The organism is Vibrio rumoiensis (assembly GCF_002218045.2).
Lineage (GTDB): Bacteria > Pseudomonadota > Gammaproteobacteria > Enterobacterales > Vibrionaceae > Vibrio > Vibrio rumoiensis.
Genome location: NZ_AP018685.1, coordinates 2,698,504 through 2,720,925, shown reverse-complemented (window position 1 = coordinate 2,720,925; position 22,422 = coordinate 2,698,504). Strand labels below are relative to the sequence as shown.

Here is a 22,422-nt window from a genome sequence, read left to right as displayed (position 1 = left end):
ATATTTAAGGGCAAGGAAAGGACCTATTCATGCAAAAACTCGATCAATATGCGGTATTCGGTAATCCGATAAAACACAGTAAGTCCCCTTTTATTCATACCTTGTTTGCCCATCAAACTCATCAAACAATGGAATATGGCATCGTTGAAGCGCCTATTGATGGTTTTGAGTTAGCCGCTCGGGAATTTTTTACCGCCGATGGTAAGGGGTGTAATGTCACTGCTCCGTTTAAGTTAGATGCATATCAGTTTGCTGATCGCTTAACGGAAAGAGCGGAATTAGCACAAGCGGTGAATACGCTAAAGAAGCTTGATGATGGTCTAATTATTGGTGATAACACCGATGGTGAGGGTTTAGTTCAGGATTTACTACAAAATCATGCTCAGCTGAAAGGGGCGAGAATATTGCTACTTGGTGCAGGTGGTGCGGCTCGCGGGGTATTAAAGCCATTACTTGATCAGCAACCGCAACATATCGTGATTGCTAATCGCACCTTAAGTAAAGCAGAAGAGTTAGCAGAAACTTTCAAGCCTTATGGTTCTCTCTCAGCTCAATCGATGCAAAGTATTGATTCTGGTTTTGATATTATTATTAATTCGACATCTGCAGGTCTAGCTGGTGGATTACCGGATATTACTAGCGCGATTTTTACACCGCATAGTGTCAGTTATGATATGAGTTATGGTGCAGGTAAAACACATTTTACCGATTGGGCCAAACAAAACGGAGTGCAGAATGCCTATGATGGTTTAGGCATGTTAGTCGGGCAAGCAGCGGAAAGTTTTATGCTCTGGAGAGGATTGCGTCCAAGTATGCGACAGGTATTAAGAGAATTGCGCCGTAATTTAGAGAGTTAAACAATGAATCAGAATATCCTTTTTTCGGATAGCAGTGAGTGGGATGATTCTCGCCAAGCGGTTGTGTTCCAAGCGCAACAAGCTGGACAACTTATTGACTGCGTTGTGTCATTAAGTCTGTTATCTAAACTCGACGATATAAAGGTGAGTAAAGAAAACGCATTAACGGTTTTTGAGCGTATTCGATTCGACTTAGAAGACATGGCGGAAAAAGCCATTGAAGAAGAGGAGTTTAGCCCAACGGGTGATATTGTGTTGGGCTAGTCCATTAACGACTATTTTACCTCCGTAAGATAGTCGTTTTTATTGACCACATAATTATCGGCAGACTTAAGTAAAAATGCTTTTTCTTCATCTTTAAGAGGTCTAGCTTGCTTTACTGGGCTACCCACATATAAGTAACCACTTTCTAAATGCTTACCGGGTGGAACTAGGCTACCAGCACCAATCATTATGTCTGAATTAATGACAGCCCCATCTAGAACAATTGCTCCCATGCCAACTAAAACCCTGTCATGAATAGTACAACCATGTAGCATGACTTTATGCCCAACAGTGACATCATTTCCAATGATAAGAGGGAAGCCATCTGGATTTTCGGTATTTTTATGGGTGACATGTAAAACTGACCCATCTTGGATATTTGTTCGTTCACCTATGTGAATATGATTGACATCTCCGCGAGCGGCAACCAACGGCCAAATACTAGAATCCTTACCAATTTTAATGTCTCCCACTAAAACGGATGATTCATCTATATATACATTTTCACCAATTAGAGGGGATATACCTTTATAGCTACGAATATTGTTCATTTTTACTCCTTATCTTCTTTGATTATGGAGAAATACCATGAGTAAACTATATAAAATAGCGCTTTTTGATTTAAAAATAACCAAACGATCAAAAAAAGCAAAAAAACACAAAAAAAGCCTTGCCAATGTGAACTAGGTCTCTATAATGCGCCCTCACTGACACGGAGCACGCAGCCTAGCTGCAGCAACGAGTCAAGCGGTTCAAACCTTCTCAAAAAGGTTAACGAAATTAAATTGAAAAAGTGTTTGACACTCTCAATCAAATCGTTAGAATGGCCGCCCTGTTCAACGAGACGCAGTCACGAAGAACAACGCTCTTTAACAATTTAAACCTATCAATCTGTGTGGGCACTCGTTGATGATAATCAATATAGCTTCTTAGGAAGCAACAATGATTTCAATGAACTGAGTGACCAATCAGTTATTAGTTTACTAATAATTGGCACAGTCAATTCATTATCATTCTGTTGGAATGATAATAGCTTTAAATTACTTAGGTAGTTTGAAGTCAGTATTCGTTGAGTCACAAAATCTTAAATTGAAGAGTTTGATCATGGCTCAGATTGAACGCTGGCGGCAGGCCTAACACATGCAAGTCGAGCGGAAACGAGAAGTAGCTTGCTACTTCGGCGTCGAGCGGCGGACGGGTGAGTAATGCATAGGAAGTTGCCCAGTAGAGGGGGATAACCATTGGAAACGATGGCTAATACCGCATAACCTCTTCGGAGCAAAGCGGGGGACCTTCGGGCCTCGCGCTACTGGATACGCCTATGTGGGATTAGCTAGTTGGTGAGGTAATGGCTCACCAAGGCGACGATCCCTAGCTGGTCTGAGAGGATGATCAGCCACACTGGGACTGAGACACGGCCCAGACTCCTACGGGAGGCAGCAGTGGGGAATATTGCACAATGGGCGAAAGCCTGATGCAGCCATGCCGCGTGTATGAAGAAGGCCTTCGGGTTGTAAAGTACTTTCAGTTGTGAGGAAGGTTTCGTAGTTAATAACTGCGTTGCTTGACGTTAGCAACAGAAGAAGCACCGGCTAACTCCGTGCCAGCAGCCGCGGTAATACGGAGGGTGCGAGCGTTAATCGGAATTACTGGGCGTAAAGCGCATGCAGGTGGTTTGTTAAGTCAGATGTGAAAGCCCGGGGCTCAACCTCGGAAGGTCATTTGAAACTGGCAAACTAGAGTACTGTAGAGGGGGGTAGAATTTCAGGTGTAGCGGTGAAATGCGTAGAGATCTGAAGGAATACCAGTGGCGAAGGCGGCCCCCTGGACAGATACTGACACTCAGATGCGAAAGCGTGGGGAGCAAACAGGATTAGATACCCTGGTAGTCCACGCCGTAAACGATGTCTACTTGGAGGTTGTGGCCTTGAGCCGTGGCTTTCGGAGCTAACGCGTTAAGTAGACCGCCTGGGGAGTACGGTCGCAAGATTAAAACTCAAATGAATTGACGGGGGCCCGCACAAGCGGTGGAGCATGTGGTTTAATTCGATGCAACGCGAAGAACCTTACCTACTCTTGACATCCAGAGAACTTTCCAGAGATGGATTGGTGCCTTCGGGAACTCTGAGACAGGTGCTGCATGGCTGTCGTCAGCTCGTGTTGTGAAATGTTGGGTTAAGTCCCGCAACGAGCGCAACCCTTATCCTTGTTTGCCAGCGAGTAATGTCGGGAACTCCAGGGAGACTGCCGGTGATAAACCGGAGGAAGGTGGGGACGACGTCAAGTCATCATGGCCCTTACGAGTAGGGCTACACACGTGCTACAATGGCGCATACAGAGGGCAGCAAGCTAGCGATAGTGAGCGAATCCCAAAAAGTGCGTCGTAGTCCGGATTGGAGTCTGCAACTCGACTCCATGAAGTCGGAATCGCTAGTAATCGTGGATCAGAATGCCACGGTGAATACGTTCCCGGGCCTTGTACACACCGCCCGTCACACCATGGGAGTGGGCTGCAAAAGAAGTAGGTAGTTTAACCTTCGAGAGGACGCTTACCACTTTGTGGTTCATGACTGGGGTGAAGTCGTAACAAGGTAGCCCTAGGGGAACCTGGGGCTGGATCACCTCCTTATACGAAAGATTATTTTTGATGAGTACCCACACAGATTGATGGTTTAAATAAGTTAAAGCAGAGCTTTAATAAATGACTTAGGTTATTGATTAAAGCTTTTATGCTTTATGCTCTTTAACAATTTGGAAAGCTGACTAGATAAACATTTTAATGTTTATCTTAATAAAAGTTCTCAATGTTTATCCTTGTGATAAACACAACAACACACATTCAAGTGTCTTGTATTCAAATCAATTGCTTGCAATTGATTCTATTGAGTCCGGCAAACGACCGTTAAGATTACCCTCTTAACGGTCAAAAAACTAAAACCTTATTTAGTTGAACATACATTAAGACCCTTTTGGGTTGTATGGTTAAGTGAATAAGCGTACACGGTGGATGCCTAGGCAGTCAGAGGCGATGAAGGACGTATTAACTTGCGATAAGCGTAGATTAGGCAGTAAAAGCCACTTGAGTCTACGATTTCCGAATGGGGAAACCCACGTGCATAAGCACGTATTATTAACTGAATACATAGGTTAATAAGGCGAACTCGGGGAACTGAAACATCTAAGTACCCGAAGGAAGAGAAATCAACCGAGATTCCGAAAGTAGCGGCGAGCGAAATTGGATTAGCCCTTAAGCTTTATATGCGTCAGGTGAAGGCTCTGGAAAGTGCCGCGATACAGGGTGATAGCCCCGTAACCGACAACGCATACTAAGTGAAAACGAGTAAGGCGGGACACGTGATATCCTGTCTGAACATGGGGGGACCATCCTCCAAGGCTAAATACTCCTGACTGACCGATAGTGAACCAGTACCGTGAGGGAAAGGCGAAAAGAACCCCTGTGAGGGGAGTGAAATAGAACCTGAAACCGTGTACGTACAAGCAGTAGGAGCACCTTCGTGGTGTGACTGCGTACCTTTTGTATAATGGGTCAGCGACTTATATTTAGTAGCAAGGTTAACCGTATAGGGAGCCGTAGGGAAACCGAGTCTTAACTGGGCGTCGAGTTGCTAGGTATAGACCCGAAACCAGGTGATTCAGCCATGGGCAGGTTGAAGATTGAGTAACATCAATTGAGGACCGAACCGACTAATGTTGAAAAATTAGCGGATGACTTGTGGCTAGGGTGAAAGGCCAATCAAACCTGGAGATAGCTGGTTCTCCCCGAAAGCTATTTAGGTAGCGCCTCGGACGAATACTACTGGGGTAGAGCACTGTTAAGGCTAGGGGTCATCCCGACTTACCAACCCTTTGCAAACCCGAATACCAGTAAGTAATATCCGGGAGACACACGGCGGGTGCTAACGTCCGTCGTGGAGAGGAAACAACCCAGACCGCCAGCTAAGGTCCCAAAGTATAGCTAAGTGGGAAACGATGTGGGAAGGCTCAGACAGCCAGGATGTTGGCTTAGAAGCAGCCATCATTTAAAGAAAGCGTAATAGCTCACTGGTCGAGTCGGCCTGCGCGGAAGATGTAACGGGGCTAAGCTATACACCGAAGCTGCGGCATCATAGTTTACTATGATGGGTAGGGGAGCGTTCTGTAAGCCGTTGAAGGTGAACTGAGAAGTTTGCTGGAGGTATCAGAAGTGCGAATGCTGACATGAGTAACGATAAAGGGAGTGAAAAACTCCCTCGCCGGAAGACCAAGGGTTCCTGTCCAACGTTAATCGGGGCAGGGTAAGTCGACCCCTAAGGCGAGGCTGAAAAGCGTAGTCGATGGGAAACGGGTTAATATTCCCGTACTTCTTACAAATGCGATGGGGGGACGGAGAAGGCTAGGTGGGCCTGGCGATGGTTGTCCAGGTTCAAGTGCGTAGGCTAATTTCTTAGGTAAATCCGGGAAATTGTTAGGCTGAGACACGACGTCGAGCTACTACGGTAGTGAAGTCATTGATGCCATGCTTCCAGGAAAAGCCTCTAAGCTTCAGTTTGTAAGAAATCGTACCCCAAACCGACACAGGTGGTCGGGTAGAGAATACCAAGGCGCTTGAGAGAACTCGGGTGAAGGAACTAGGCAAAATGGTACCGTAACTTCGGGAGAAGGTACGCTCCTAGCGGTGATGAGACTTGCTCTCTAAGCTGCCGGGAGTCGCAGATACCAGGTGGCTGCAACTGTTTATTAAAAACACAGCACTGTGCAAAATCGTAAGATGACGTATACGGTGTGACGCCTGCCCGGTGCCGGAAGGTTAATTGATGGGGTTATCTTCGGAGAAGCTCTTGATCGAAGCCCCGGTAAACGGCGGCCGTAACTATAACGGTCCTAAGGTAGCGAAATTCCTTGTCGGGTAAGTTCCGACCTGCACGAATGGCGTAATGATGGCCACGCTGTCTCCACCCGAGACTCAGTGAAATTGAAATCGCTGTGAAGATGCAGTGTACCCGCGGCTAGACGGAAAGACCCCGTGAACCTTTACTACAGCTTGGCACTGAACATTGACCCTACATGTGTAGGATAGGTGGGAGACTTTGAAGCAATCACGCCAGTGGTTGTGGAGTCAACCTTGAAATACCACCCTTGTAGTGTTGATGTTCTAACTTAGCCCCATTATCTGGGGTGAGGACAGTGCCTGGTGGGTAGTTTGACTGGGGCGGTCTCCTCCCAAAGAGTAACGGAGGAGCACGAAGGTGGGCTAAACACGGTTGGACATCGTGTGGTTAGTGCAATGGCATAAGCCCGCTTGACTGCGAGAATGACAATTCGAGCAGGTGCGAAAGCAGGTCATAGTGATCCGGTGGTTCTGAATGGAAGGGCCATCGCTCAACGGATAAAAGGTACTCCGGGGATAACAGGCTGATACCGCCCAAGAGTTCATATCGACGGCGGTGTTTGGCACCTCGATGTCGGCTCATCACATCCTGGGGCTGAAGTCGGTCCCAAGGGTATGGCTGTTCGCCATTTAAAGTGGTACGCGAGCTGGGTTTAGAACGTCGTGAGACAGTTCGGTCCCTATCTGCCGTGGGCGTTGGAAGATTGAAGGGGGCTGCTCCTAGTACGAGAGGACCGGAGTGGACGAACCTCTGGTGTTCGGGTTGTCATGCCAATGGCATTGCCCGGTAGCTAAGTTCGGAATCGATAAGTGCTGAAAGCATCTAAGCACGAAGCGAGCCCTGAGATGAGTCTTCCCTGGCGCTTTAAGCGTCCTAAAGGGTTGTTCGAGACTAGAACGTTGATAGGCAGGGTGTGTAAGTGCTGCGAGGCATTGAGCTAACCTGTACTAATTGCCCGTGAGGCTTAACCATACAACACCTAAAGGGTTTTGGTTGGACTGAATAGATATAAGACATACTTGAATGAGTGTGAGAACAAACAGCTTTCCGAATTAAGTTAAATCATCCTAGTGGATGTTTTAACAAAAGAATTTGCTTGGCGACCATAGCGCTTTGGACCCACCTGATTCCATGCCGAACTCAGAAGTGAAACGAAGTAGCGCCGATGGTAGTGTGGGGTTTCCCCATGTGAGAGTAGGACATCGCCAGGCTTTAAATTGCAACATACTGAATAGACACTGCGGAGTGGTAGTTCAGTTGGTTAGAATACCGGCCTGTCACGCCGGGGGTCGCGGGTTCGAGTCCCGTCCACTCCGCCACTTATTTTGAGAAACCTGATTCGAAAGAATCAGGTTTTTTTTTCGTCTGTAGAAAATGGAGATCTTTATGATTATCGAGTGCGTTATAGATAGTGTCCATGACTACAAGGGAAATGGTTATGTATAAGTTAAAATAGACTGGTTACAGGGGGTTATTATCGTATGAGTGTGCTCATGGGAATAAAAAAGCCTAGGTAAATTAACCTAGGCTAGCTGATGTTATAGTATTTGCTTTAGAATTCGATCGGCTCTGACTCTTTTGATTTTTCGTAGCAGCCTTTGTACATCTTCTGGGTAATCTTCGATAGTATCTAGTTGCTTATAACTACCAATTAGGTTTGTATGTTCCAGAATGGAAGATAGTTCATTTTCGAATTGCTCTGTGAGTAACTTACTTGGATCTTTGATTAACAACCCATTTTCTAAATCTAGTTTCCACGCTCTAGGGTTAAAGTTGTTACCTGTGATCAGCATGTATTCCTTATCGACCCACATTCCTTTTAAGTGGAAACTATTATTATCATGCTTCCAAAGATGAATCGATAATTGGCGACTAGCAATATAACCTTCATTTATGCGAGCAAAATGACGTAAATTGAGCTCATATAAGTAAGGTAGTCCCGCGATAGTTTTGAAGTCCTCTTCTGGTGGAATATAGAAATCATTGGCGGTTTTATCACCGACAATGATCGTCACCTTAACGCCTCGTTTTATTGCTCTTTTTACTTCTTTGGCGATACTTTTAGGAAAGTTAAAGTAGGGCGTCAATATTGTGATTTCTTTTTCAGCGCAGGCTATAAGATTATTAATGTGAAGATTAAGTTTATTACGACGCTTACCCACCCCCACTAATGGAGTGATACCAACTTCGCCCTGTTTCACAAGTTCTGGAGTGAATTCGTACCGAGATTGAGTAAGTAGAGAGCGGAACTGTTTGATCGCTGGCTTTAACGTTTTAGTTGTTGGGCGCTCTACTTGTGATAAACAATTGACGGCAATATTGTTGCTAATATTCTGCTGTATATATTGCACCATGCAATTAGCTAGCGTAGGGTTTGCCATCACGTGGTAGCGATCAAAGCGATACTTGTCGTTATGGTGCAGATAGATATTATTTAAGCTAGCGCCGCTGTATATTACGGTATCATCAATGATAAAGCCTTTAAGATGTAATACACCAAAAACTTCTTTACCACGAACTGGTACCCCTAAAATAGAAATAGGGTGCTCATACTTTCGAGCAAACTCTTTGTATAGAGCAGCGTTTCCTTCACTTTGATCCGCACCAATTAATCCTCGTTGTGCTCTATGCCAGTCAACACAAACCGTGACATCAAGATCAGGATTGTGTTGCTTTGCTTCATAAAGTTCGGTCAGAATCTGGCGGCCAGCCTCGTCATCTTCGAGGTATAATGCGACAAGGTAAATTCTTTGTGTTGCTTGCTTAATTTCAGACAATAGCCGATCACGAAATTGTTGCGCTGAAAAAAGCACTTCAAAAGCGTTTGGATCTTGAGCTATGGTTGGTAGCTGTTCGAGTAATTCCTTACTAGCTATCATATTTTTATGAACCTTACATGCTGCTAATGTCTTGGCCTATTATTTTACCAAATTAATTGCCATTATTCCTATATATGAACAAGAAGTTATGTCAGAACTGTAGGCAGATATCGCATTGGTAGAAGTTTTTTACCTGAGCCGGTGTAGCGTATAAATAATTGCTGTAATGAATTGGGGAGCTGTTCGACTTCAATTACGCGAAATCCCACTGATTTATATAGTGATTCAAGGTGCTGATAAGCGAAACAAAAACTATTTTCAGATAAATTATGAGCCTGACAAAATGTCAATAATTGGTTAGCAATGCCTTGTTGTCGGTAGGCTGGAATAACTAGCATGCCAGTAAGAAGAGAATAGCGTTCAATTGGACGAAATCGTACAACACAAATAATTTGCTGTTGTTTATAGCCGACGATTATTTGTTCATTTTTTTTAGGTTTTGCTGAAGGATAGAAAGCTTTATAGATAGGCTTAATCAGCGGGATCTTAATACTTTCAATCTGTTGAAAATTAACTTCACTCATACAGGCGCTGTGTTTATTGGGTGTATAAGGTAGAATAGTACGATAGACGCTTAGGTAATCAAATGTATGAATGTAAATAATAATGTAAATCTGAAACCGTTCCATACTTTTGGCATTGATGTGCCTTGTGATGTTTTAGTGGAAGCTAGTTCTATTGATGACTTAATTTCTGTGTATCGCCATCCTGATTGGCAAGACTTACCAAAATTAATCTTAGGTAAAGGGAGTAATGTTTTATTTACTGAGCCTTTTCATGGTGTGATTGTTATTAATCAGTTACTAGGTAAAAGCATTAGTGCTGATGGTGAAGATATATATCTAAAGGTTTCTGGCGGTGAGGATTGGCCAAACCTTGTCGAGTGGGCTCTAACACAAGGTATTCCGGGTTTAGAAAATTTAGCTTTAATTCCCGGCTGTGCTGGTAGCGCACCAATTCAGAATATTGGGGCTTATGGTGTCGAATTCAAAGATATTTGTGAGTATGTAGAATATTTAGACCTTGAGTCATTGGATATAGTGAGGCTAAGTACACAAGAGTGTCAATTTGGTTATCGAGACTCGATCTTTAAGCACGATTTGTTGGGTAAGGCTATCATTACTTCAATTGGATTAAAGCTTTCTTCACAATGGAAGCCGACGTTAAATTATGGCCCATTAAATACGGAAAAAGAATTACTGACTTCTCCTCAATCAGTATTTGAGCTTGTGTGCGATATACGTCGCTCTAAATTGCCTGATCCAAATGTGACGGGAAATGCTGGGAGCTTTTTTAAAAACCCAGTAATTACTCATGAAAACTACCGTCAATTACAGGCTCTTTATCCAGATCTTAACGGTTATAAAGCTGATGGCGGAGTTAAAATAGCCGCAGGTTGGCTAATTGATCGGTGTGGGCTAAAAGGGTATCAAATTGGTGGTGCTCAAGTTCACCCGCAACAAGCCCTCGTGATTGTTAATGTAGATAACGCTACCTCCAATGATGTTTTAGACCTTGCTTGGTTTATTAAACATGCGGTACAGGATAAATATGGTGTGGAATTAGAGCATGAAGTCCGATTTTTTAATGATAAGCAGGAAACGCGCTTAGAAAATATTTTTTCTGAACGTTTTTAGTCTCAATATTTAGGAACCGCCATGACTGATAACAAGCCTAAATTACACGATGTTAAGTTACGTATAATTAAACAATTATCTGATGGATATTTCCACTCGGGGGAGGGTTTGGGCGAGCAGTTAGGTATATCAAGAGCCGCAATTAGTAAGCATATCAAAGGCATTCAAGAGTGGGGGATTGATATTTATCGAGTTCAAGGGAAAGGCTATCAACTTTCTTCCCCTATCGATTTATTAGATCTAGATATCATTCAGTCTGGATCTTCTGTGCCTGTTGAGTTATTTCCGGTCATCGATTCGACTAACCAATATTTGCTTGATCATATTAATGAGCGGCCAAGTGGATCTGTTTGTATTGCAGAATACCAGGCGCAAGGAAGAGGACGAAGAGGTCGACAATGGGCTTCTCCTTTTGGTTCTAATTTGTATTTTTCAATGTATTGGCAATTAGAATCAGGTGTTGCCGCAGCAATGGGGCTGAGTCTTGCTATTGGTGTCGCGATTGTTGATGCGTTAGAAGGTTTGGGGGCTGAAGGACTAAAGTTGAAATGGCCGAATGATCTTTATTTTGAAGATAAAAAATTGGCCGGAATTTTAGTTGAAATGTCAGCGCAAACAGGAGGTGTGGCGCATCTAGTTATTGGTATGGGACTTAACATTAATATGAAAGTTGATGGAAGTACTATCGACCAACCATGGGCTAATTTAAACCAGGTTTTTACTGGCGATATTCCCTCTAGAAGTGAAATTGTTATCGCACTCATCGAGGCCTGGAAACAAGTATTAGAGCAGTACGAAAATCAAGGTATGGCCGGTTTTGTTGAGCGCTGGAATGAACTGGATAACTTTAAAAATAAAGCAATTAAATTATTAATGGGTCATAAGGAAATACAAGGGATTGGTAAAGGCATCAACCAGCAAGGTGGTATTTTGTTGGAAACAGAGCAAGGGCTTGAGACCTATCTTGGTGGTGAGATTTCGCTAAGAAAAGTGGAATAACTGCCCTAAATTTGAGGTTCTATTTTCTCAAATGAACCTCTTCGACCATATGGTCCGCACCCTTGCGCAATATTAGTTGCGCTCTGTCTTTCGTTGGCAATATATTTTGCTGTAAGTTAATACCATTGATCGAGTTCCAAATACTTTTTGCTTTATCGATAGATTCTTGTTCGGTTAATTTTGTGTAATGACTAAAATAAGAACCTGGTTTGGTAAAGGCGCCTTTACGTAATTTCATAAAGCGAGAGATGTACCATTCTTCGATTTGTTTCGTCTCTGCATCGACATAAATAGAAAAATCTAAGAAGTCAGATATGAAAATTTTGAAAGGATTTTCTGGATAATCACTACCACTTTGCAGAACGTTAAGCCCTTCAATAATTAAAACATCAGGCTGATCAACGGTTTTTACTTCATCTGTGATGTCATAAGTAATGTGTGAATATACAGGAACCTGTATGTGTCTTTTGCAAGCTTTGACATCATTTAAAAATTCCACGAGCGATTTTGTATCGTACGACTCTGGGAATCCCTTTTTAGTCATTAGGTTACTATTAAGTAAGGTTTGGTTGGGATGCAGAAAACCATCGGTGGTGATTAATTCCACTTTTGGGTGATTTTCCCAACGAGATAGCAAAGCGGTTAACAATCGTGCCGTTGTGCTTTTTCCAACGGCAACACTTCCTGCAATGCCAATAATAAAAGGAGGTGACTTTTCTTCTTTATTAAAAAATTGATGTAAAACCTGATTACGGCTCTGGCGGGCTTCAACGTATAAGTTTAACAAGCGGGATAACGGCAGATAAATTTTGGTTACTTCATCCATCGATAAGCTTTCATTAATCCCTTGTAGTTCTTCCAAGTCTTCAGGTGTAAGTGTCATAGGAACTGAATTTCTTAACTCAGACCACTGACTTCTGTTGTATGAAAGGTATGGATTCATAAAAAGACTCGAAAATAACCAAAAAGGATGAGCGAAGATACACCAAGCGCCGGCGATTTCAAATAAGTGTTAGGTGACTTTGGTAGGATATTCGTTAATTTTTGCTCTATTTATGCCCGATTTATTATTCCATCAGTGAAAATAATGGTTTTTTGCATTTTACCCTTGCAAGCTTTTCGAACATTCAATAGAATTCGCACCACTTGCGCCGACTTAGCTCAGTAGGTAGAGCAACTGACTTGTAATCAGTAGGTCACCAGTTCGATTCCGGTAGTCGGCACCATTTCTTCTTTAGAATAAGAACATGGCAAGCAATAAAAAATTTGGAGGGGTTCCCGAGTGGCCAAAGGGAGCAGACTGTAAATCTGCCGGCTCCGCCTTCGATGGTTCGAATCCGTCCCCCTCCACCATATTGGCATTTGTTTTATAAAAATAATTGCAAATAAATTGCGAAAATAGCGCTCAAGAGTTACACGTGTGCGGGCATCGTATAATGGCTATTACCTCAGCCTTCCAAGCTGATGATGCGGGTTCGATTCCCGCTGCCCGCTCCAACCGTATTTATGTTGCTGATATAGCTCAGTTGGTAGAGCGCACCCTTGGTAAGGGTGAGGTCGGCGGTTCAAATCCGCCTATCAGCACCAGTTCTAAGCAATGTTTTCCTTTTGATATATACTTAATTACCATTTTTTTGGTTACGTGGTCATCAAAGCCACCTAAATCCGTACCTAGAGGGACTATCCATGTCTAAAGAAAAATTTGAACGTACGAAACCGCACGTAAACGTTGGTACTATCGGCCACGTTGACCACGGTAAAACAACTCTTACTGCTGCTATCTGTACTACACTTGCAAAAGTGTACGGCGGTGTAGCTAAAGACTTCGCATCTATCGATAACGCTCCAGAAGAGCGCGAGCGTGGTATCACAATCGCAACTTCTCACGTTGAGTACGATACTCCAGCACGTCACTACGCACACGTAGACTGCCCAGGACACGCCGATTATGTTAAAAACATGATCACTGGTGCTGCGCAAATGGACGGCGGTATCCTAGTAGTTGCTGCAACTGATGGTCCTATGCCACAAACTCGTGAGCACATCCTACTTGGTCGTCAGGTTGGTATCCCTTACATCATCGTATTCATGAACAAATGTGACATGGTTGATGATGAAGAGCTTCTTGAGCTAGTTGAAATGGAAGTTCGTGAACTTCTTTCTGAATACGATTACCCAGGTGATGATTTACCAGTAATCCAAGGTTCAGCTCTAGGCGCACTAAACGGCGAAGAGCAATGGGAAGCAAAAATCATTGAGCTTGCTGAAGCACTAGATTCTTACATCCCAGAGCCAGAGCGTGCAGTAGACCAACCGTTCTTACTACCAATTGAAGATGTATTCTCAATTCAAGGTCGTGGTACTGTTGTAACTGGTCGTATCGAGCGTGGTATCCTACGTGTAGGTGACGAAGTAGAAATCGTTGGTATCAAAGATACTACATTGACGACTTGTACTGGTGTTGAAATGTTCCGTAAACTGCTTGACGAAGGTCGTGCAGGTGAGAACGTTGGTGCACTTCTACGTGGTACTAAGCGTGATGACGTTGAACGTGGTCAAGTATTGGCTGCTAAAGGTTCAATCAACCCACACACAACTTTCGAATCAGAAGTATACGTACTTTCGAAAGATGAAGGTGGTCGTCATACTCCATTCTTCAAAGGTTACCGTCCACAGTTCTACTTCCGTACAACTGACGTAACTGGCGACATCCAACTACCAGAAGGTGTTGAGATGGTAATGCCTGGTGATAACGTACAAATGACAGTTACTCTAATCGCGCCAATCGCGATGGACGAAGGTCTACGTTTTGCTATCCGTGAAGGTGGCCGTACAGTTGGTGCTGGTGTTGTAGCGAAAGTTATCGCTTAATTAGCCAAACTTTAAGTTTAAATACGAATTGTATTTGACTAACGACTATCAAAAAGGGCATCATTTGATGCCCTTTTTCTACGCTGAACAAAATGAAGGCATAAATTGGTCGTTTTGTAACTGACTCAGCAAAGAATTGTATTAGATTTATATCTAATTTATTTAGTTGATGGCTTGTCCTAAACTAATGAGTTAGCCCTGCCAGTCGCGGGGTTATTGTCGTTTTTAAGTAAAACTTTTCACAGGTTTGTTTATGAAAGCCAAAGCCGAAACTCATGAGAGCTCAAAAGCGGCAGATGCTTTTAAGTGGTTTATCACTTTTGCACTGCTAGCTGCTGCTGTTGTGGGAAATTACCTGTATGGTGAAATGTCTGTTGCAATTCGTGCAGCAGCCGTTGTTATTTTGATTGCTGCAGCCCTTGGTGTTGCCGCATTAACAACGAAAGGTAAAGCTACGATCGTGTTTGCTCGAGAAGCAAAACTTGAAGTTCGCAAAGTGGTTTGGCCTACACGCCAAGAAACAATGCAAACGACATTTATCGTATTAGCTGTAAGTATTGTAATGGCTCTATTGTTATGGGGAATTGACGGCATTATGGTCCGTTTAATTGCTCTAGCTACTGGAGTGTAAGGGGTTTTAAACATGAGTGAAGCACCAAAAAAACGCTGGTATGTCGTTCAGGCCTTTTCTGGGTTTGAAGGCCGTGTTGCACAATCTCTTCGCGAACATATCAAAATGCACGCTATGGAAGAGTTTTTCGGTGATGTATTAGTACCTACTGAAGAAGTGGTGGAAATGCGCGCTGGTCAACGTCGTAAGAGTGAACGTAAATTCTTTCCAGGCTACGTGTTAGTTCAAATGGTAATGAATGATGATTCATGGCACTTAGTACGTAGTATTCCACGTGTTATGGGCTTTATTGGTGGAACCTCTGACCGTCCAGCTCCAATTACGGATAAAGAAGCGGAAGCTATCTTGAATCGTTTAGAGCAGGCGAGCGAAGCTCCAAGACCGAAAACGTTATTTGAAGCAGGTGAAGTGGTTCGCGTTACTGAAGGACCATTTGCTGATTTCAATGGTACGGTTGAACAAGTTGACTATGAAAAAAGCCGCTTGAAAGTGTCTGTATCGATCTTTGGTCGTGCAACTCCCGTTGAGCTTGAATTCAGTCAGGTTGAAAAAGCAGACTAATAAGTTTGTTTAATAAAGCATCAAAAGACTTGTTTTTGGCGTGAGGTTTGACTATAATTTCGCGCCTTTTTACAGGTATTAATGTAAAGCTAGCGGGGAGCTGATCGAGCGATTAGCGTTTGTACCCAAAAAATTAGGAATTAAAATGGCTAAGAAAGTAGAAGCTTATATCAAACTGCAAGTTGCAGCTGGTATGGCAAACCCAAGTCCACCGGTTGGTCCAGCACTAGGTCAACATGGTGTAAACATCATGGAATTCTGTAAAGCGTTTAACGCAAAAACAGAATCTATTGAGAAAGGTCTTCCAACTCCAGTTGTTATCTCTGTATACAACGACCGTTCTTTCACATTTGTAACTAAGACTCCACCTGCTGCTGTTCTTCTTAAGAAAGCTGCTGGCATTAAGTCTGGTTCTGGCCGTCCGAACACTGAGAAAGTTGGTACTATTACTGATGCTCAGATCCAAGAGATTGCTGAAACTAAAGCTGCAGATATGACTGGCGCAGACATCGAAGCGATGAAGCGTTCTATCGCGGGTACTGCTCGTTCAATGGGCCTAGTGGTAGAGGGATAAGATCATGGCAAAACTTACTAAGCGTATGAAAACTATCCGCGGCAAAGTGGATGTGACTAAAGAATACGAAATCAACGAAGCTATCGCTCTTCTAAAAGAACTAGCAACAGCTAAATTCGTAGAAAGCGTAGACGTTGCTGTCAACCTAGGCATCGATGCTCGTAAATCAGACCAAAACGTTCGTGGCGCAACTGTACTTCCACATGGTACTGGTCGTGACATCCGCGTAGCAGTGTTCACTCAAGGTGCAAACGCTGAAGCCGCTAAAGCAGCTGGCGCAGACATCGTTGGTATGGAAGATCTAGCTGAGCTAGTGAAAAAAGGCGAAATGAACTTCGACGTTGTTGTTGCTTCTCCTGATGCAATGCGTGTTGTTGGTCAACTAGGTACTATCTTAGGTCCACGTGGCCTTATGCCTAACCCTAAAGTTGGTACTGTAACTCCTAACGTTGCTGAAGCAGTTAAGAATGCTAAAGCTGGTCAGGTTCGTTACCGTAACGACAAAAATGGCATCATCCACACTACAATTGGTAAAGCTACTTTCGAAGCAAACCAACTACAAGAGAACTTAGAAGCTCTATTAGTTGCGCTTAAGAAAGCAAAACCTTCTTCAGCGAAAGGTACTTTCCTTAAGAAAGTAAGCATCTCTACCACTATGGGTGCTGGTGTTGCAGTTGATCAAGCGACTCTTAAAACAACAGTTGCTTAATTAATTTGCTTAGGCGTAGAATTTGTGTATAATTTTGCGCCTAATTATGGTTGGAGTGTTACTTATTTTGCCTAAGTCTTTTTCGACAAAGGCAGAGCAAATGATGCTTCCATCCAAGACCGTAGGCGTTAAGCAATAATATATTGTTTAACTTAATACTGCCTACGTAGATGGTGCCCGAACGGATGGTCGTATTTTTGTAAAGAAATATTCATTTGGGAATGCACCGTAAGAACGCTCATTGAATTATCAGTGAGTGGTGTAACTACAACCAGGAGTAAATCCAAATGGCTTTAAATCTTCAAGACAAACAAGCAATTGTTGCTGAAGTTAACGAAGCAGCCAGTGGTGCACTTTCTGCAGTTGTTGCTGACTCTCGTGGCGTTGCTGTTGGCGCGATGACTTCTCTACGTAAACAAGCTCGCGAAGCGGGTGTTTACTTGAAAGTTGTTCGTAACACATTAGCACGTCGTGCAGTAGTTGGTACAGACTACGAATGTCTAGCAGACGTATTCGTTGGTCCTACTTTGATCGGTTTCTCTAATGAGCACCCAGGTGCTGCTGCGCGTCTTTTTAAAGACTTCGCAAAAGAGAACAAAAAATTTGAGATCAAAGCTGCTGCATTTGAAGGCGCATTAGCTGACGCTGATGTACTAGCGACACTACCTACTTACGACGAAGCAATTGCACGCTTAATGATGTGTATGAAAGAAGCTTCTGCTGGCAAGTTGGTACGTACTATCGCTGCTGTTCGCGATCAAAAACAAGACGCTGCATAAGCCTTGCTTTTTATTGATTGCTAAATAAACTTATTGTTAACTTAAAAGAGAATTGTTATGTCTATTACTAACGAGCAAATCCTAGACGCAGTTGCAGAAATGTCTGTAATGCAAGTTGTTGAGCTTATCGAAGCTATGGAAGAAAAATTCGGCGTTTCTGCTGCAGCAGCTGTTGTTGCTGGCGGCGCAGCTGGCGGTGACGCTGCTGAAGAGCAAACTGAATTTGACGTAATCCTAACTGCTGCTGGCGGTAACAAAGTTGCTGTTATCAAAGCAGTACGTGGCGCAACTGGCCTAGGTCTTAAAGAAGCTAAAGGTCTAGTTGACGGTGCTCCAGCTCCGCTTAAAGAAGGTGTTTCTAAAGAAGAAGCTGAAGCTCTTAAAGCACAACTAGAAGAAGCTGGTGCTTCTGTTGAAGTTAAGTAATTTATACTTGATTTCTTAGCCGAAAGGCTAATGGCTGGTGGTTAATTAACCACCGGCCTTTTTGCGCTGTAGGGTATAGACTAATTTTCCCGCTGTTTAGATGTCTATATTCAAGCAAAAAACACTACTAAGGTTCTGCTGAAGTCTTCTTTCAGATGAGGTTAGGGTGTCCAGAGAAAACAGTGTTGTTAGTCACTATCCCCATTCTATCAATATGATTGATGGCAATGAGATTGGGTAGTTCGGGTCACTTATCAGCTAGCTGAGGAACCCCATGGTTTACTCTTATACCGAGAAAAAGCGCATCCGTAAGGATTTTGGTAAGCGTCCACAAGTTTTGGACGTTCCATATTTGCTATCGATCCAGCTCGATTCATTCGACAAGTTCATTGAACAGGATCCTGAAGGTCAATATGGTCTTGAAGCTGCCTTCCGTTCTGTTTTTCCAATTCAGAGCTATAACGGCAATTCTGAGCTGCAATACGTTAGCTACCGTCTTGGTGAGCCTGTATTTGATGTTAAAGAATGTCAAATCCGTGGCGTCACTTATTCGAAGCCGCTACGCGTTAAACTGCGCTTAGTGGTGTTTGATAAAGACGCACCAGCAGGTACCGTAAAAGACATCAAAGAACAAGAAGTCTACATGGGTGAAATTCCACTTATGACAGACAATGGTACCTTCGTAATTAATGGTACCGAGAGGGTTATCGTATCCCAGTTGCACCGAAGCCCAGGCGTGTTCTTCGACAGCGATAAGGGTAAAACCCATTCGTCAGGAAAAGTGCTTTATAACGCACGTGTCATTCCTTACCGTGGTTCGTGGTTGGATTTTGAATTCGATCCGAAAGATAACCTATACGTGCGTATTGACCGTCGTCGTAAGCTTCCTGCATCAATTATTTTGCGTGCGCTGCATAAAACAACAGAAGAAATCTTAGATATCTTCTTTGAAAAAGTGCGCTTTGAAGTGAAAGACCAAACTCTATTAATGGAGTTGGTACCAGATCGTCTACGTGGTGAAACCGCATCATTTGATATTGAATCAAATGGTACCGTATACGTAGAAGCTGGTCGTCGTGTAACAGCTCGCCACATTCGTAACCTTGAAAAAGATGGTGTCGAATTCATCGAAGTACCAGTTGAGTACATCGTAGGCAAAGTGTCGTCAAAAGATTATGTTGATGAGTCAACTGGCGAACTGATCGTTGCAGCGAACCAAGAAATTTCATTAGAAGCATTAGCGAACCTTTCTCAAGCCGGCTACAAAAAGCTTGAAGTATTGTTTACTAATGACTTAGACCATGGCCCATTCATGTCTGACACGTTACGTGTTGACAGCACAACGGATCGTATTTCTGCACTTGTAGAAATTTACCGTATGATGCGCCCTGGCGAGCCACCAACGAAAGAAGCAGCAGAATCTTTATTCCAAAGCTTATTCTTCTCTGAAGAGCGTTACGACCTATCGACTGTTGGTCGTATGAAGTTTAACAGCTCTATCGACCGCGAAGATGCGCAAGACCAAGGTATCCTTGATGAAACGGATATCATTGCGGTAATGAAGAAACTGATCGGTATCCGTAACGGTATTGGCGAAGTGGATGATATTGACCACCTTGGCAACCGTCGTATCCGTTCTGTTGGTGAAATGGCTGAAAACCAATTCCGTGTTGGTCTAGTCCGTGTTGAACGTGCCGTGAAAGAGCGCCTAAGTCTTGGTGATTTAGATGCGATTATGCCTCAAGATCTTATCAATGCTAAGCCGATTTCGGCAGCAGTGAAAGAGTTCTTTGGCTCATCACAGCTTTCTCAATTTATGGATCAGAACAACCCGTTGTCAGAAGTAACGCACAAGCGTCGTATTTCTGCATTAGGTCCTGGCGGTTTGACACGTGAGCGTGCCGGTTTTGAAGTACGTGACGTTCACGTAACTCACTACGGTCGTCTATGTCCGATCGAAACGCCAGAAGGTCCAAACATCGGTTTGATCAACTCATTATCAGCGTTTGCTCGTTGTAATGAATACGGTTTCCTAGAGACGCCGTACCGTCGCGTAGTTGATGGTGTTGTGACTGAAGAAGTGGATTACCTTTCTGCTATTGAAGAAGGTCAGTTTGTTATCGCTCAGGCGAACGCACACTTGACTGATGAAGGTCGTTTTGCCGATGAGCTAATCACAGCTCGTCAAAAAGGTGAGTCGGGTCTTCTCCCACGTGACCATGTTAACTACATGGACGTGGCAACAAACCAAGTAGTATCTATCGCTGCTTCGCTTATCCCGTTCCTAGAACACGATGATGCGAACCGTGCATTGATGGGTGCGAACATGCAACGTCAAGCGGTTCCTACATTACGTGCTGATAAGCCGTTAGTAGGTACTGGTATTGAGCGTAACGTAGCGGTTGACTCAGGTGTTACTGCGGTTGCTAAACGTGGCGGTACAGTTCAATCTGTCGATGCGTCTCGTATCGTAGTTAAAGTAAATGAAGATGAGCTAGTACCTGGTGAAGCCGGGATCGACATCTACAACTTGACTAAGTACACCCGTTCGAACCAAAACACATGTATTAACCAACGCCCAACCGTACTGCCTGGCGAACGCTGTGCTCGCGGTGATGTTATTGCCGATGGTCCTTCAACCGACCTTGGTGAACTAGCGCTTGGCCAAAACATGCGTATCGCATTTATGCCTTGGAATGGTTACAACTTCGAAGATTCCATCTTGGTTTCTGAGCGTGTTGTTCAAGAAGACCGTTTCACTACGATTCACATCCAAGAACTTTCTTGTGTGGCTCGTGATACCAAGCTTGGTAGCGAAGAAATTACGGCTGATATTCCAAACGTAGGTGAGTCTGCTCTATCTAAACTAGATGAGTCAGGTATCGTTTACATTGGTGCTGAAGTGAAGGGTGGTGACATCCTAGTTGGTAAAGTAACCCCTAAAGGTGAAACGCAACTGACTCCTGAAGAGAAGCTTCTACGAGCAATCTTCGGTGAAAAAGCATCGGATGTTAAAGATACGTCACTACGTGTGCCGAATTCTATTTCAGGTACGATCATTGATGTTCAAGTCTTTACTCGCGATGGCGTAGAAAAAGACAAGCGTGCGCTTGAAATTGAACAAATGCAGTTGAAAGACGCGAAGAAAGACTTAACTGAAGAGTTCCAAATTCTCGAAGGTGGTCTATTAGCACGTGTTCGTTCTCTGTTGATTTCTGGTGGCTTCTCTGAAGCAAAACTAGACTCGATTGATCGTAAGCAGTGGTTAGTACAAACACTGGAAGATGATGCACTGCAATCTCAGCTTGAGCAACTTGCTGAGCAGTGGGATGAGCTAAAAGCTGACTTTGATAAGAAGTTTGAAACTAAGCGTCGTAAGATCACTCAAGGTGATGATCTTGCACCGGGCGTACTGAAAATTGTTAAGGTTTACCTTGCAGTTAAACGTCGCATTCAACCGGGTGATAAGATGGCGGGTCGTCACGGTAACAAAGGTGTAATCTCTAAGATTAACCCTGTTGAAGACATGCCTTACGATGAAAAAGGTCAACCTGTTGACATCGTGTTGAACCCACTGGGTGTACCATCACGTATGAACATCGGTCAGATCCTTGAAGTTCACTTAGGTCTTGCAGCGAAAGGTATCGGCGACAAGATCAATCAGATGGTGAAAGAGCAACAAGAACTAGCCAAGTTCCGTGAGTTCTTACAGAAAGTTTATGACTTAGGCGATACTCGCCAAGACGTGAATATTGCTGAATTGTCTGATGATGAAGTCCGTACTCTGATCGGAAACTTGCGTGGTGGTCTACCGATCGCGACACCTGTATTCGATGGTGCAAACGAACCAGCAATTAAAGAATTGCTTGCCCTTGCTGATCTTCCAACGTCAGGCCAATTGGATCTGTTCGATGGTCGTACTGGTGATAAGTTTGAGCGTCCTGTAACTGTCGGTTACATGTACATGCTGAAACTGAACCACTTGGTTGATGACAAGATGCACGCACGTTCAACTGGCTCGTACAGCCTAGTAACTCAGCAACCACTTGGTGGTAAAGCTCAGTTCGGTGGCCAGCGTTTCGGTGAGATGGAAGTATGGGCACTTGAAGCATATGGTGCCGCTTACACGCTACAAGAAATGCTAACTGTTAAATCTGATGACGTGAATGGCCGTACGAAGATGTATAAAAACATCGTCGATGGTGACCACAGCATGGAGCCTGGCATGCCAGAATCGTTCAACGTATTGTTGAAAGAGATTCGCTCGCTAGGTATTAACATCGAGCTAGAAGACGAAGAGTAATTATTATTTATAGAAATGCCGTTGTGCTCTTAAAAACAACGGC

The 22,422-nt window shown here is 43.6% G+C and carries 16 protein-coding genes, 5 tRNA genes and 3 rRNA genes; 20 read left to right on the top strand and 4 right to left on the bottom strand.

What is annotated here, in order from left to right; all coding sequences use genetic code 11:
• Positions 1-29: 29 nt before the first annotated feature.
• Both aroE and VRUMOI_RS12380 read left to right on the top strand, forming a co-directional pair.
• Positions 30-857 carry a shikimate dehydrogenase gene (gene aroE / locus VRUMOI_RS12385; RefSeq protein ID WP_089137976.1) on the top strand — a complete coding sequence of 276 codons (828 nt, stop codon included), beginning with the start codon at positions 30-32 and terminating at the stop codon, positions 855-857.
• Between the two features lie 3 nt (positions 858-860).
• Positions 861-1,121 carry a DUF1488 family protein gene (locus VRUMOI_RS12380; RefSeq protein WP_089137975.1) on the top strand — a complete coding sequence of 87 codons (261 nt, stop codon included), beginning with the start codon at positions 861-863 and terminating at the stop codon, positions 1,119-1,121.
• An 11-nt stretch (positions 1,122-1,132) separates the two neighbouring features.
• On the opposite strand, the gene VRUMOI_RS12375 is transcribed toward VRUMOI_RS12380, so the two are convergent.
• Positions 1,133-1,672, bottom strand: coding sequence for a gamma carbonic anhydrase family protein (locus tag VRUMOI_RS12375; protein WP_089137974.1), 540 nt, complete (start codon positions 1,670-1,672; stop codon positions 1,133-1,135).
• A gap of 535 nt (positions 1,673-2,207) precedes the next feature.
• Between VRUMOI_RS12375 and VRUMOI_RS12370 the strand changes: the two genes are divergently transcribed.
• The 4 genes from VRUMOI_RS12370 (at position 2,208) to VRUMOI_RS12355 (ending at position 7,329) form a co-directional block, all read left to right on the top strand.
• Positions 2,208-3,750: ribosomal RNA gene (locus tag VRUMOI_RS12370) — 16S ribosomal RNA — on the top strand.
• A gap of 351 nt (positions 3,751-4,101) precedes the next feature.
• A 23S ribosomal RNA gene (locus VRUMOI_RS12365) occupies positions 4,102-6,982 on the top strand.
• A gap of 123 nt (positions 6,983-7,105) precedes the next feature.
• A 5S ribosomal RNA gene (gene rrf / locus VRUMOI_RS12360) occupies positions 7,106-7,221 on the top strand.
• The 16S, 23S and 5S rRNA genes sit together here with 1 tRNA gene alongside, the layout of an rRNA operon.
• A gap of 31 nt (positions 7,222-7,252) precedes the next feature.
• Positions 7,253-7,329: transfer RNA gene (locus VRUMOI_RS12355), tRNA-Asp, on the top strand.
• Between the two features lie 219 nt (positions 7,330-7,548).
• Here VRUMOI_RS12355 and pssA read toward each other — a convergent pair.
• Both pssA and VRUMOI_RS12345 read right to left on the bottom strand, forming a co-directional pair.
• On the bottom strand, positions 7,549-8,889 hold the full coding sequence (gene pssA / locus VRUMOI_RS12350; RefSeq protein WP_089137630.1) for a CDP-diacylglycerol--serine O-phosphatidyltransferase: 1,341 nt from the start codon (positions 8,887-8,889) through the stop codon (positions 7,549-7,551).
• A gap of 86 nt (positions 8,890-8,975) precedes the next feature.
• Complete coding sequence (locus VRUMOI_RS12345; RefSeq protein WP_089137631.1) at positions 8,976-9,413, bottom strand: GNAT family N-acetyltransferase; 438 nt, start codon at positions 9,411-9,413, stop codon at positions 8,976-8,978.
• Between the two features lie 66 nt (positions 9,414-9,479).
• Between VRUMOI_RS12345 and murB the strand changes: the two genes are divergently transcribed.
• Both murB and birA read left to right on the top strand, forming a co-directional pair.
• The gene (gene murB, locus VRUMOI_RS12340; protein ID WP_089137632.1) at positions 9,480-10,526 is read left to right on the top strand and encodes a UDP-N-acetylmuramate dehydrogenase; all 1,047 of its coding nucleotides are present in this window, start codon (positions 9,480-9,482) and stop codon (positions 10,524-10,526) included.
• Positions 10,527-10,547: 21 nt separating this feature from the next.
• Entirely contained in the window at positions 10,548-11,525 is a 978-nt protein-coding gene (birA, locus tag VRUMOI_RS12335; RefSeq protein ID WP_089137633.1) for a bifunctional biotin--[acetyl-CoA-carboxylase] ligase/biotin operon repressor BirA, read from the top strand.
• 19 nt (positions 11,526-11,544) lie between these two features.
• On the opposite strand, the gene coaA is transcribed toward birA, so the two are convergent.
• Entirely contained in the window at positions 11,545-12,468 is a 924-nt protein-coding gene (gene coaA, locus VRUMOI_RS12330) for a type I pantothenate kinase (RefSeq protein WP_089137634.1), read from the bottom strand.
• A 207-nt stretch (positions 12,469-12,675) separates the two neighbouring features.
• Here coaA and VRUMOI_RS12325 point away from each other — a divergent pair.
• From VRUMOI_RS12325 to rpoB, 12 genes are all read left to right on the top strand, one after another.
• Positions 12,676-12,751: transfer RNA gene (locus VRUMOI_RS12325), tRNA-Thr, on the top strand.
• 42 nt (positions 12,752-12,793) lie between these two features.
• Positions 12,794-12,878: transfer RNA gene (locus VRUMOI_RS12320), tRNA-Tyr, on the top strand.
• 69 nt (positions 12,879-12,947) lie between these two features.
• Positions 12,948-13,022 (top strand) — tRNA-Gly (locus VRUMOI_RS12315).
• A 14-nt stretch (positions 13,023-13,036) separates the two neighbouring features.
• Positions 13,037-13,112 (top strand) — tRNA-Thr (locus tag VRUMOI_RS12310).
• A 99-nt stretch (positions 13,113-13,211) separates the two neighbouring features.
• Positions 13,212-14,396: an elongation factor Tu gene (gene tuf, locus VRUMOI_RS12305; RefSeq protein WP_089137635.1), complete on the top strand. Its 1,185-nt coding sequence runs from the start codon at positions 13,212-13,214 to the stop codon at positions 14,394-14,396.
• Between the two features lie 253 nt (positions 14,397-14,649).
• Positions 14,650-15,027 (top strand): preprotein translocase subunit SecE, encoded by a 378-nt coding sequence (gene secE / locus VRUMOI_RS12300; RefSeq protein ID WP_027695385.1) that lies wholly within the window; start codon positions 14,650-14,652, stop codon positions 15,025-15,027.
• A 12-nt stretch (positions 15,028-15,039) separates the two neighbouring features.
• Positions 15,040-15,588: a transcription termination/antitermination protein NusG gene (nusG, locus tag VRUMOI_RS12295; protein ID WP_089137636.1), complete on the top strand. Its 549-nt coding sequence runs from the start codon at positions 15,040-15,042 to the stop codon at positions 15,586-15,588.
• A 145-nt stretch (positions 15,589-15,733) separates the two neighbouring features.
• The gene (gene rplK / locus VRUMOI_RS12290; protein ID WP_089137637.1) at positions 15,734-16,162 is read left to right on the top strand and encodes a 50S ribosomal protein L11; all 429 of its coding nucleotides are present in this window, start codon (positions 15,734-15,736) and stop codon (positions 16,160-16,162) included.
• A 4-nt stretch (positions 16,163-16,166) separates the two neighbouring features.
• Positions 16,167-16,871 (top strand): 50S ribosomal protein L1, encoded by a 705-nt coding sequence (gene rplA / locus VRUMOI_RS12285; RefSeq protein ID WP_089137638.1) that lies wholly within the window; start codon positions 16,167-16,169, stop codon positions 16,869-16,871.
• 287 nt (positions 16,872-17,158) lie between these two features.
• Positions 17,159-17,650: a 50S ribosomal protein L10 gene (gene rplJ, locus VRUMOI_RS12280; protein WP_089137639.1), complete on the top strand. Its 492-nt coding sequence runs from the start codon at positions 17,159-17,161 to the stop codon at positions 17,648-17,650.
• Between the two features lie 57 nt (positions 17,651-17,707).
• Positions 17,708-18,076, top strand: coding sequence for a 50S ribosomal protein L7/L12 (gene rplL / locus VRUMOI_RS12275; RefSeq protein WP_089137640.1), 369 nt, complete (start codon positions 17,708-17,710; stop codon positions 18,074-18,076).
• Positions 18,077-18,350: 274 nt separating this feature from the next.
• On the top strand, positions 18,351-22,379 hold the full coding sequence (rpoB, locus tag VRUMOI_RS12270; protein ID WP_089137641.1) for a DNA-directed RNA polymerase subunit beta: 4,029 nt from the start codon (positions 18,351-18,353) through the stop codon (positions 22,377-22,379).
• Positions 22,380-22,422 lie beyond the last annotated feature (43 nt).